Raw genomic sequence first — 12,375 nt, 5'->3', positions numbered from 1 at the left:
GCGCATCGGGAAAAATGCGGAAAAACTAGCTGATTATCGCCCATAGTTAGCCCTGTTTGGAATTTGGGAAGGACAGGGGCTCTCCGTTCAAGTGTTAGCAGAACGTTTCGGATTACAGCGTCACCCGATTTCCCCCCGCCGGCATCGTGAATCTCAAAAAGCCACCCTGCGCCAGGCGTGTACACACCACCGTCAGCGTGAAGAAAGACAGGAGCAGGGCCGCGCTCTTCAGTTCGTAGAGGCCGAAATCGGCGAGGCTCAGGTGATTCGCGCCACTCTGGAAGAAGCGCCACAGAGCCGGGCCATGCTGGACTTCGGTAAAGGTGTTGAGGGCTGTGCCTATGGTCAGGGTGATGAACAGGTCGATGGCGAAGCAGATGGCCGCCATGCGCGGGCCGAGCAGCCAGAAACGCTTGCTGAGGCGCTCGCGTTTCACAGATTGAATGCGGCGCGTAGCCCATAGGGGCGCGAGCAGATATTGGAATAATAGGAAGATCAGGGGCATTATAATAAATAGCCAGCCGGGGAAGAATGCTGGTGTAATCAATGCGCCAAGACGGCCCAGCGTGTAGAGAACAACGCCCTCTATCACGCCACGCCGGTAGGACGTTTTATTGAACATATTCGTCTAACCTGGCTAGTTGCAGCCGCAGCTGCCATTGCCACAAGCACAACTTCCACCCATAGAGTCGCTCATATCGTCATAGCCGCCGTCCTCGCTATTGGTGCTGAGGGCGAAGACCGAGAGCAAACGGCGTACCTTTTCGCTGTGGCACTTCGTGCATACAACATCATCGGCATGCTGGTGACTGACCAGCAATTCAAATTTAGATTTGCAGTCCGAGCAACGATACTCGTACAATGGCATAGAAAGTTACCTCCGGTTCATGGGAAACGCTGTATAATCAAACATATTGTATGGCTTTGCTCAGATAACGTCAAGTGCGAGTTTGCACTGGCAGAGCTATTTAAAAGTCGAGTCAGTGAGGTCAACTTTAGAAGGCGCTCCGACAAAATCAAGCTCGTTCTCTCGACTTTTCAATAGCCCTGGTGCACTGGTGATTATCTATAAGCTGGCCAGGGATTCTTCGTTGCACTCAGAATGACATGCCCCGGACACACCCGGGTGTGTCCGAGGCATGTCATTCTGAGTGCAACGAAGAATCCCGTCTGCACTCCTGAGAGACCACAAGCTCCCTGCATTCTGGGAACTGCTGGGAATTACCATGGGTTTCATCTGTCCATCGCCCATATTATAGAGAGGATCTCATATGGCTCTAACAATAGGAATAATAGGTTTACCACAGAGCGGTAAAACGACGCTCTTCAATGCTTTAACGAAGGCGGGCGCGCCCATCAGCGGCTACGCAACCAGTACCGTACAGGCAAATCATGCCGTTGTACAGGTGCCAGACCCTCGCTTGCAGCCGCTGGCAGAGATTTTTCATCCCAAAAAGGTCACCTATGCCACGGTTGACTTTGTGGATGTGGCCGGTATAGGGCAGGCAAAACACGATAGCGGCGAGAAGAGGCAGGGGTTGAGCGCGGAATTTTTGGGGCATATTCGCAATGCCGATGCCCTGGCGATTGTGCTTCGCACCTTTGAGAATAGCAACGTCCCACATCCCTATAACGATATCGATCCCAATCGTGACCTGGACAGCCTGAACGCTGAACTGGCGCTGACCGACCTTGCCACCGTCGAGAAGCGCATCGAGCGCACAACCAAAGCCGCCAAATCAGGAGAGAAAAAATACCAGCAAGAACTGGCGATCCTGCACCTGCTGCAAGAGGCACTGGAAGATCTACGGCCTGTAAGCCAGGTCGAGCTGCTGCCGCAAGACCGCGCCGTGCTGGACGAACTCTTCCTGCTCACGCTCAAGCCGCGTATGTATGTCTTGAATGTAAGCGAAGATGTGCTGGGAGCGGCCAACGATTTGCTGGAACGCATCGCTGCCGGCGAGGATGTGGACGAGGCAACGCTCGAGGGCGAACTGAAAGGCATCGCGAAGATTGCCAGGCGCGCAAAAGACGAGGGGTCCGAGGTCGTTGCCGTCTCAGCACGCCTGGAAGCGGAACTGGCCGAGCTGCCAGAAGAGGATGCCGCCGAGTACCTGGAAGCGTTGGGTCTGCCCAAACTGGGGGCTGACCGCGTGATCCAGGTTGGCTATCGCCTGCTCAACCTGATCACCTTTCTCACTGCCGGTGAGGACGAAGTGCGCGCCTGGACGGTCACGAAAGGCGCAAAGGCGCCAGAGGCGGCGGGCAAAATTCACTCCGATATCGAGCGCGGCTTCATTCGCGCCGAGGTGACGCGCTTTGAAGACTTTATGGCCTGCGGCTCCTTCGCGGCCGCTGCCAAAAAAGGCCTGCAACGCCTCGAAGGAAAAGACTACGTGATCCAGGACGGTGATATCGCGCATTTCCGCTTTAACGTGGGGAAATGAATTACGGTTAGTGTTGCCGCACAAGCGAGAGCAGGCACACACCGGTCAGAATCGCAAGCATTGCTACAAACCCCACGGGCGTGAGCTTTTCTCCGGCAAAAAGTGCGCCCAGACCGACTGCCACGGCAGGATTGACGTAGGCGTAGCTGGTTGCCAGGGCCGGTCGTACATGGGTCAGCAGGTATCCGTAGGCGCTGTAGGCGATCAAGGAGCCACCGAAGATCAGGAAGAGCATCGCCCATACCGGCCCGGCAGCAGGGGCGCTCGTCACCCGCTCTCCCAATGATAGGCCCAGGATAACCAGCGCCAACCCGCCGGCCAGCATCTGGGCTGCGCTGGCCATTAACCCTTTAGGAAGTGGCAGGCGCGAGCTCCAGATAGAGCCAAAGGCCCAGCTTATAGGGGCTATCAGGAGCGCAATCGCGCCTAATGGATTGGCCGAGAAGCCGTTTTCCAGGTTCAGCAGCACCACGCCGATGAAGCCTATGCCGAGACCCAACCATTCTTTGCGATTGGGCCAGCGTCCGAATAGCCCGGAGAAGAGCGCCGCCCACAGCGGAACCGCCGCGATGCCCAGCGATGCTAAACCCGATGCCACCCATTGCTCGGCAAAAACCACACCGCCATTGCCGCCGACCAGCAACAGTAGGCCAACCAGGGCCGCTCCAACCCATTGCTTGCGTGTGGGCGTTTCTCCGCCGCGAGCGCGCAGGAATACGTACAGGATCGAGCCCGCGATCAGGAAGCGTATTCCAGACAGCAGAAATGGCGGGAAGCTTCGCAGCGCGATACGCATTGCCAGGTACGTGCCGCCCCAGAGGACATACAGCGCGGATAGAGCAAACAGTATCCCTAAGCGACTGCTGGCAGAAGTTTTAGAGGCAACTTTCTCATTATTCGCATCTACGCTTACCACTTCATCTTGCACTGCTTTCCCGGAATAGCTATCGTTCATCTACATTCCTGTCTAGTGCGGATACCAGAATCCCTGGCCCGAATTGCTTGTTTTTGTAATGTTTTCAACGGCATACATTAATGAAATCCATACCAGAGCTGCCTGCGCAGCCATTCAGGACTATTGAGGCCATCGGCGCTGTCGAAGCCCCACCGCAGAGCTACTACATCGAATACAATCACGAGAACGAGCAAAATGAGCATTTCCATGATGCCCTCCCTTGCTTATGCGGCTGCTGGTGGGAGTAGTCGCAGGATTGAAAAAACAACGATACTCACTTCCCTTTGTATAGTAGCAGAGTATTGATGTAAACACTACATCCAATCAGGCAATAAAAAGGGGAACTTGGCCTATATAAGGCTGTGGACGCCTCGTCCGGAGGCCGATCAATCGGCGATGCCCGCGATAAATCGGGGCCTACGGGCCGTAGGGGCCGGGCAGTCCTGTCTGGGGGACAGGCATACCGTACACAGCGCCGATTGATCGGCCTCCGCATCCTGCACAGTATGGCATCCTCTTCTTTACCCCCGATTTACCGGCCTCCTCTCGCTTCCTGCTCCAATAATTGCTGCTTGCGCTCTGCTCCGTAGCGATAGCCGCCGGAACTGCCGTCCTCACGCACGACGCGGTGGCAGGGGATCACCAGTGGGACAGGGTTGGTAGCGCAGGCACGGGCCACGGCGCGAGCGGCTTTGGGAGCGCCAATCGTGCGGGCCACTTCGCTGTAAGAGCGTGTATCGCCGTAGGGAATGGCCTGTAATGCCTGCCAGACGCGCCATTGAAAGGCCGTGGCCTGAATATCCAGGGGCAGATCGAGGTGCGGCTGCTCGCCATTCAGGTGGCTCAAAAGCGCGGTAACCCACTCATGCAAACTATCATCGTTGCGCGTAATCTCGGCTGCAGGGTATTCCTTGAACAACGTGGCTTCGAGCGTGGCATCGGAGTCGCCCATGCTGATATGGCAGATGCCTTTTTCTGTCGCGGCCACCAGCAGGCGCCCCAGCGGGCTGTCCACGATAGTATAGGAAATGTGCATGCCGAGTCCACCGCGCCTATAAGCCGTTGGCGTCATGCCCAGTTGCGAGGGCACGCGCTCATAAAGACGGCTGCTGGAACCATATCCTGCATCATACAGTGCGTTTGTCACCGATTCTCCCTCCTTCAGTTGTACCTTGAACTGCCCTAGCCGGTACGCTTCGGCATACTGGCGAGGCGAAATGCCCATGACGCGCTTGAAGACGCGCTGCAAATGGAACGGGCTTACATGTACATGCTCGCTCAACTCGCTCAGGTCAGGCGGGTTTTCAAGATGGTGCTCGATATAGCGGCAGGCCTCACGCACCAGCTCGACCTGCGGATCGTTGGCTCCCTTTTCTTGTGGGTGGCAGCGCCGGCATGGTCGGAATCCGGCCTGTTCCGCCGCTTCAGGCAACGGGAAGAAGACCACCTGCTCGCGTTTAGGGCGTCGCGAAGGGCATGATGGGTTGCAGTAGACGCCGGTAGAACGCACACCATAGACAAAGGTTCCGTTTGAGCTGCTGTCGCGCGTCATTACTGCCTGCCAGTACGTTTCTTCTTGCATGTTGGTATTCTCCGTAGGTGTATCCCGGTGATTCCCAGAAGATGGACAAAGATTCTTCGCGGTGCTCAAAATGACATGGCCCGGACATACCCGGGTATGTCCGGGCCATGTCATTCTGAGCACCGCGAAGAATCGCGCGCCCCTGATAGCTGTGGGGACTTCTTGGAAATCATCCCATGTATCTCTGGGCTCTGACAATCCTTGCACTGGTATAATAAGATATTGTCGCCAGGGAAGCTATCCGATTCTTGCGGTTAAATTGTATTTCCCAAAAAATGTCCCTGCCGAGGTCTGCCAGGCATGCGGTGAAGCGTACCTGGAAGCTGCAACGACCAGGCACTTGCTTCATATCCTTGAGGAAGCGGCTCGTGTAGGAGTACAGGTTGATGTTCGCTCGTATGCGGCTGCCTGAAAGACAATAATCTGGATCAAAGTAAGACCTCAACCTCTTCAGAGTTGAAAAAAGAGTCTGTCTCAGTGAGAGGCTCTTTTTGTATGTCTTCTTTCGCCCTTAACCGTATTAGATAATAGGTAGCAAGCAACTTGAGTAAGTAAAATGTGTTGACTATTATAGTCTTTATAAGCAACGCAAGATAGGGGGAAATGCTATGCTGAAGACCGCTCATACGAAACAGCAACAGGCGCCGCGTATCGTGATTGTTGAACCGACCCTGACGCGATTGCGCGTATCTCGATGGTTGATGCTCATCGGCGGGGGAATAATGCTCCTGGGCATTGTTGCCATTGTGATTAGTTCGCTGTTCGATAAAAGCAATCCGTTTCCTGGTTCGTTCTTTCCGTTTTATGTGATTTTCTATTTTGTCTATGCCGTCTTCATGCTGTTCTTCTTTACACGGCTCTACAAGTTCTGGGAGCGATTGGAACGGCGCAGGCAGATAGCGGCAGCTGGCGATCCGAGCCTGTTGGCGGCACAGCAACCTCGTCCTGATGCCGACGCGCTACCCGTGCCAACCGTGATCGGTGAGGCATCACCGGCAAAAAGCAATACCTCATTGCGGACGACATTTAAGCAGCGCCCCAACTGGAAGGTCTTCCTCATCATATTAGGCTCGTTTTTTGTGGGCATGATCGTCATTGCCGTTCTCTTCTTCGTCTTCTTTCCCACCCTCTTCCCGCCTTTGCCGCATCATCACACGCTCCCCTCGATATTCGTCATTATCGTCATTGCGGTTTTCGTCGTGCTTATGCTGCTCTATGGTGGCCTGTTGTTCGGCGTGATGTACTTCAAAGCGCGGCAGCATCTCACCGTGACGGAAAATGGCCTGATGATGTTCGGTTTTCTCAAGGTTCACAGCGTCCCGTGGCAAGAGGCGAAACTCTTTGCCATCGACGGGCTCTTCGGCGCGAAACGCTATCCTCATCCGACCATCTTTGAGCTGTCCAGCGCCAATGATATCGTGCGCTGGACGTGGATGAGACGCAGCAGTTTCAGGGTAGTGTTCTACGCGCGGCCCGTCCTCTCAGAAGAAGAATATAACCGGCAGATGGAGTCGCTGCTTTCATTTATTGCCGCGCGTACCGGCTTGCCTTTGTATGATTTGCGCGATAAGCGAGGGGCCTAATACCCCATTTCCTATTCCTGCCCGTAAAGGCCAACCTGAATATTCAGCTTGCGGTAAATATCCGCCATCGCAAGCTGAATATTCAGGCTGAGCAGTTCCATTTGTCCTACCGTCCTTTTCTTTTCATGCATTAGATACCATGGGAAGTAATAGAATACTCTCGGCTTTATCTCTAGTGACAACAGAACTTGCTTTATCTCTTCAACTCTCTTGCTCATCTGCTTCGTCTAGATCATTTTCCCCATCGTCCTCAAAATCGGTTTGCCGTTTGACTCGGGATATTGAGAAGCCTTGATCACCAATTTGAATAGAAATTTCCGTCTCTGTTCTAGAAAGAGCGAGAGATAATAAGCTCTTATAGCTTGCATCTACTTCTTTTAAAGGTATCCGCACATACTTCTCAACAAATTTTCCATTGTACTTCCTGCTTTATCTTCAATATGTTTCCAGGCCTCGTTGCCAACTAGCGCATATCCATCATACTTTGAATACTCAGCTATTAATTCGTCTAAACGGGTAGATGAAGTTGGATCAAGGACAAGTAAAACAGGTATATATCCCGAATAGTTACAATCACGCGCAAAATCAAGCTCTTCTTTGAATCTGCCTTGATTACTCGCAGCAATAGTAACACGCATTTTGAACTCATAAGCGTGATTGCCTTCTAGACAATCTACTTGCCTACCATTCGAGGATTTATCTGCTCGCTTTACAGGAGATTTACTCGCCGGGTAAGATACGCCACCAATGGCTGCTGTCAAGATGGGTTCAAAAAGATAACCTGTTTCTTGGGCAGATCTGTTATCTATGTCGTATAACCATTTTCTCCAAACGAGCCAGGAAGCTAAGGCTTCGGATGGCCTCAATTTGTATTCTAATAAGCAACGGGGTACTATTGGCTCAATCTGTGGAAGTTTCTGTTGCTCAAGAATAAGTTTGAATTTGACACGATGCTTGTGGATTTCACATAGATTAGCAAAATAGGTTTCGAAATCCGATATTTCTTGTCTTAATTGTAAGAAAGTTTCTACGAAATCAACGCTTTTAGGTGTAGGTTGAGTAAACCACTCAAGTGGAAGACCATAATAACCATTCGAAATGGTTTCATCCTTGACAATGTCCTTAGCTAGTGATGGTTGGTTCAGGTCAATAGCGACTATTGCACATAGTCTTAGTAGTTCATGATCTTCAAGATTAACTGTTGGACCTTTACCTCCCAGGTGCCTGGCTTTGTTAATTAGTGCTCGACTTCTTTGGTCAAGCGTAGGAAAAAGCATTAGTTCTCTCCTCAAGTTCGGTTAGGACTTTTATTAATATTGGACTTTTCCCGTCGGATTTTGTCGCATTAATACCAAGCCAACGTCCTCTAGAATTTTCTGATCGACGCCAGGTAGCCAAGCTTTGGATATGCCTGGCTAAAACTTCCATAAAAATCGGTGGTATGGCATTTCCAATTTGAGTTGCAATAGATGACCATGCTCCCTGAAATTCGAAGTAATCAGGGAAAGACTGAATTCGGGCGCATTCTCTCAGCGTTAGAGGTCTATTTTCTATCGGATGAATAAATTCTGAATACGATCCCGAGGTTATAGTAAGAGATGGCTCGAGAGCTACTAGCCGCTTCAAACCAGAGGGAGGGCCTCCTCTTTTTTCAGTTGGAGTTCCATCCATTACTCTACGATACGAACGCCTTGTAAAGCTGGGATGCTGAAGTTCCTCTGGTAGGTGTTTCATTGTTTCTCCTTCTCAGAGAAGAGCAATTCTCTGTTGAACAGGCCCATTTAATCCTTTTATTTGGTGATGAAGAATGGGTCGATCATCTGTTCGGCGTAACCGGTTTTGGTAATAATTTTCAGGCTCTTTATCGTAAAATACCTCTCCTATATTGGTAGCGGGCGGCAAGTCACCTATTGCATCGAGTATGTTCAAAAAGGGTGGTTGTTCAGAATTAAATAGAGTTTGCTGTTCGAAATGGGTTGGCTCCGGAAAGTTAAATTCACACCGTTCTAAATTTCCAATGATGAAAACCCTCTTCCTACGTTGAGGAAGGCCATACCTCTCCATATAAATTTTTTTAGCACGAAGCCAGTATCCTGCTTCAAGAAACTGCATTATTGCTCCGATAAGAAAGATCCCATTGTTCGCAGTGAGCAATCCCTCAACGTTTTCCATAATAAACCAGGTTGGCCTTAAAGTGACTACAATTTCTACAAAATTCCTGATAAGTATATTTCTCGGGTCGGTCCAGTCTTTGGCTCCAGCAGAACTGAATCCTTGACAAGGGGGGCCACCTACCAGGAGGTCTACATTTTCTCGCCGAAGGCCTGATCTTTCTAAAAGTTCGTGAGGGGTAATTTTTGAAAGATCATTGCACCAGGTTGTATTTTGCCCAAGATTAGCTTCGTAAGTATTGCACGCATCCTTGTCAATATCTATAGCTAAATTAACGCGCAGACCTGCCTGCCTCAAACCTAAACTACATCCGCCACAACCAGAAAATAGGCTAAGGATTCCCATTAGATATCTACCTCTAATACCTGCATCGTTGATAATGGGAGTTGGAAGGATTACAGGTAATTTTTTCCTCTTGCTGGCTGGATATACTATCTTAACTTAATATGTTTGTCAATGAGGATTTCCAGATAGCCAGGGCTATTGAAAAGTCGCGTCAAGTGAGGTCAACTTTAGAAGGCGCTCCGACAAAATCAAGCTCGTTCTCGCGACTTTTCAATAGCCCTGCCAGATAGCTAGCTTGATTTCATCTTCTCAAAGCCTTAGAGCCGAAGGAGAGACCAGGACAAACAAAGCGAGGTGGGAAGCCTGCTCATGGCAGATTTCCTCCCTCGCTTTCGTAGTCGGGGCGAGAGGATTTGAACCTCCGACCACCTCAACCCCATTGAGGTGCGCTACCGGGCTGCGCTACGCCCCGTTTTTGAGAACATAGCCAGTATAGCAGAAATTGGCCCTGTTCGTCAAGGATTTTTTTCCTGGCCTGACATCCATTTGTTTTGCGGGATGTTGACACAACCTTACGTGAAACCATACAATCAAGGCAGGAATTCGTGTGTTTCAATCCCCACCGGGAAGTCGGGAAAAGGTCCAGTTCCTGCCGCTGCTCTGTGGGGAGAGTATAGCGGCCACACCCGAACATGTCAAAGGCATTTGCACTAAACAACAAAGGATAACCTCTTATTATGCAGCAACCTTCTCCGGCGCAACATCGACGGGCCGACCAGCCATTGCCCGAAGCTCGCGAGGTGGCGCCTGGCATCTGGAAAATCACCGTGCCCATTCCCTTGTCCGACTGAATGTAATGCTCATCACTGTAAGTCAGCCCGAATGCATCTATTTTCTCGCCTCTGCCTTCCCTCACTGGGAAAGGTTGGCGAAGTGTCTCGACAACATCACTCAGGTTGGTAGCAAGCACGACGAATACAGCACTCATAAGTACGAGTAGTGCTATCCTCACTCACACCTAGTTAAGTCTTGCGGAATATACCTAACCGGGATTTTGCTGCCTGCGGAGAAACTGAACAAGTACGTGATGGCAATCCGGCAAGACAGCAAGAAACACGCAGCAAGCATGCGGACCTCTAATTAGCTATCATTCTCCATCAATTTCCCAAGAAACATGCGATATTTTCTGCGTTTGTGACCCACCTTCTTTCCCTTGCCGCATCCCGACACGTTGTACCCTGGGAACATCAGCCCAGTGCAGTACCTGACGGGCGCAAAAATGAGCGCTCATAATCAGTCCGATAATGCCTTCGTCATCGGATCGGCCGGTGTGTTCGAGAAATTGCCGCCGATTCGTCTTTGAAATATCCCACAGTAATGCCTCTTCTTGAGGGGAAGCGAAGCGCACCTGAAGACCGAGGTTCCGCGCTTCGACGCGGGTGATGATGTGGTCATGAGCGTAATAGCCGCCGACGAGTTGATTCACAATCCGCTGCCGGGTGTTCTCCTCAACATCCGGCAATTGGTAGTATAATAATTCTTGTGCCGCTTGGCGGGTCAGTCGGTCAGAGCGATAGAACGAACCCAGCGATGTAGGAAACACACGCTCAGCCATCAGTGCCAGGACCTGCAGATGGTCTTCCTCGCGGTTTACCCCGAACCAATCTTCGGCCATCTGTCGGAAAGCCCGAACGTCTTCTGTCGAGATCATACTGGGCGCATCGGATGGAGAAGCCCCAACAGAGCCTATATGAGCATCAATTGGGCCAAGCTCTGCCATTGGTCCTAACACTAACTCGTTTGCGCTCAGGCAGAGTAGTGTGCCTGCCGACTTGGCATGGTAAGGTACCAGGATAGTCAGGTGTTGCGTGAACTCGCGCAACAGCAGCGCGAGCCGGCGGGCGATTGTGACTACGCCGCCGGGGGTGGAGAGTACTACATCAAGTCGTTGGGTTGGTCCCATTTGCCGTAGACATTCGTACAGTATACGAACAACATCACTGTCGATCGTTGAGCTATAAATGACCACCGGCTTTCCACGGAGCGCTTGTAGTTCATACAATTGGGGCAATATAAAGGATTCCATATGCCATTTCTTCTCAACTAGTGTTGCTAGCTTTGCCATTACTTCCGCTGCTAGTTGTTTGCTCCTCGAATCAAGCATGAAGCCAGCGCAGCTGTCATTTCCAGCTCAGGTACAAGTTTCTCAACCCACATGAACTGCCCGTTTGGGTTGTTTTCGAGGAACACATACCGGCCATCAGGCGTGAGTATAAGGTCTATCGCACTAAAGTTGAGGTGGTAGCTGCGGACCAACATCATACAACGCTCAGCGATATCTGCTGGAAGAGTTGCTTTGCGATAGGGAATGTCGATGCCACCATCGCTCCAATTCCGCCAATCAACACTTGTACTTTCTCTTGATTGTGAGTCAATTTCAGCAGCAAAAAGCTCGTCACCGATGATAGTTACCCGCAGTTCATTGCGCATTGAGGAATCTACATTAGAGTACATCAGTCTTTAACACCTGATGTGAAACTTGATGACGGACCTGCCAATCGATCAAGATAAGCCCCAGCTAACTAAAGGAATCCTAGGCACCAGTTGCTTTAGCGATCCGCAAATAAGGTCACTAACCCGGGTTACTGATCTCGTGCTAAGGAACTAAATCGAGTAACCACATTCTGCCTTCTCTACAGATTCCAGGCATTTTTGAGCCATTCTCCTCGCCGATCAGCTTTCTTTGGTGCTCTTATATCTCCTAGCCTAGCATACTTTACCTGCTTCTATCGAGGTCATTAACAGCAAAGGTCACTCTGACTACCATCACAGATTTGGTAACCCATGCCACCCCACGCATGGCAGTGATTATTAATCCCATAACAGTAGTCACATGCTGCATTACCATAGTTTTGATTGCCAGTGCAGTAACCAATGACGGAGGTTACACAACCCGCATGAACGACTGGGTCGCCTATCCACTGGTTCTCTGCTTTTTCTGGCTTCTTCGACACATTAAAAGCGAAGAGTTTGCTCGACATTGTAGATCTCCTTCCTCTGATGGAACAAAGAACGAACACAATCGGGTCTATCAGCCCTGTCAGTGGCTCGTTTAGCGAAAAAGTGCAACAGGTCCTCTTAAGTGGCTTGCAGCGGTAATACAAGCGATCAGAGGAGAGAACGCCACCTTCCGCCATCTCTCAAATGGCTGCTAGAGAACCATCATAGAAGCGTTGCATCCAATTGTTAAAAAGGCACTGATAGGCCAAACGTACTACGAACTCCTCTGTCCAGAACTCAACTCTTTTCATCTGACTAAAGGAATAATACAAAGGAGCCGCACGAAAAGGA

Annotated in this window: 10 protein-coding genes, 1 tRNA gene and 1 pseudogene; 2 read left to right on the top strand and 10 right to left on the bottom strand. The window is 50.8% G+C overall.

What is annotated here, in order from left to right:
• Window positions 1-112 precede the first annotated feature (112 nt).
• Complete coding sequence (locus VFA09_00060; protein HZU65641.1) at window positions 113-622, bottom strand: hypothetical protein; 510 nt, start codon at window positions 620-622, stop codon at window positions 113-115.
• A 15-nt stretch (window positions 623-637) separates the two neighbouring features.
• A complete protein-coding gene (locus tag VFA09_00055; protein ID HZU65640.1) occupies window positions 638-868 on the bottom strand; it encodes a zinc ribbon domain-containing protein in 231 nt (76 codons plus the stop codon).
• A 403-nt stretch (window positions 869-1,271) separates the two neighbouring features.
• Between VFA09_00055 and ychF the strand changes: the two genes are divergently transcribed.
• A complete protein-coding gene (gene ychF / locus VFA09_00050) occupies window positions 1,272-2,447 on the top strand; it encodes a redox-regulated ATPase YchF (protein HZU65639.1) in 1,176 nt (391 codons plus the stop codon).
• A 7-nt stretch (window positions 2,448-2,454) separates the two neighbouring features.
• On the opposite strand, the gene yedA is transcribed toward ychF, so the two are convergent.
• The 3 genes from yedA to ada form a co-directional block, all read right to left on the bottom strand.
• Entirely contained in the window at window positions 2,455-3,402 is a 948-nt protein-coding gene (gene yedA / locus VFA09_00045) for a drug/metabolite exporter YedA (GenBank protein HZU65638.1), read from the bottom strand.
• A gap of 77 nt (window positions 3,403-3,479) precedes the next feature.
• A complete protein-coding gene (locus tag VFA09_00040; GenBank protein ID HZU65637.1) occupies window positions 3,480-3,611 on the bottom strand; it encodes a hypothetical protein in 132 nt (43 codons plus the stop codon).
• Window positions 3,612-3,934: 323 nt separating this feature from the next.
• Entirely contained in the window at window positions 3,935-4,984 is a 1,050-nt protein-coding gene (gene ada / locus VFA09_00035) for a bifunctional DNA-binding transcriptional regulator/O6-methylguanine-DNA methyltransferase Ada (protein ID HZU65636.1), read from the bottom strand.
• Window positions 4,985-5,592: 608 nt separating this feature from the next.
• On the opposite strand from ada, the gene VFA09_00030 reads away from it, so the two are divergent.
• Window positions 5,593-6,567, top strand: a complete 975-nt coding sequence (locus tag VFA09_00030) for a hypothetical protein (protein ID HZU65635.1) — start codon at window positions 5,593-5,595, stop codon at window positions 6,565-6,567.
• A 377-nt stretch (window positions 6,568-6,944) separates the two neighbouring features.
• Here the strand turns inward: VFA09_00030 and VFA09_00025 are convergent, their stop codons facing one another.
• From VFA09_00025 to VFA09_00005, 5 genes and pseudogenes are all read right to left on the bottom strand, one after another.
• Window positions 6,945-7,844 (bottom strand): hypothetical protein, encoded by a 900-nt coding sequence (locus VFA09_00025; GenBank protein HZU65634.1) that lies wholly within the window; start codon window positions 7,842-7,844, stop codon window positions 6,945-6,947.
• A pseudogene (locus VFA09_00020) lies at window positions 7,825-9,084 on the bottom strand (DNA cytosine methyltransferase). Before VFA09_00020 ends, VFA09_00025 begins: the two are co-directional and overlap by 20 nt.
• A 338-nt stretch (window positions 9,085-9,422) precedes the next feature.
• Window positions 9,423-9,496 (bottom strand) — tRNA-Pro (locus VFA09_00015).
• A 675-nt stretch (window positions 9,497-10,171) separates the two neighbouring features.
• The gene (locus tag VFA09_00010) at window positions 10,172-11,110 is read right to left on the bottom strand and encodes a hypothetical protein (protein ID HZU65633.1); all 939 of its coding nucleotides are present in this window, start codon (window positions 11,108-11,110) and stop codon (window positions 10,172-10,174) included.
• A 50-nt stretch (window positions 11,111-11,160) separates the two neighbouring features.
• Window positions 11,161-11,514 carry a hypothetical protein gene (locus VFA09_00005; protein HZU65632.1) on the bottom strand — a complete coding sequence of 118 codons (354 nt, stop codon included), beginning with the start codon at window positions 11,512-11,514 and terminating at the stop codon, window positions 11,161-11,163.
• Between the last annotated feature and the right edge of the window lie 861 nt (window positions 11,515-12,375).

The organism is Ktedonobacteraceae bacterium (genome assembly GCA_035653615.1).
Taxonomy (GTDB): domain Bacteria; phylum Chloroflexota; class Ktedonobacteria; order Ktedonobacterales; family Ktedonobacteraceae; genus DASRBN01.
This window is presented reverse-complemented; position numbering and strand designations above follow the sequence as displayed.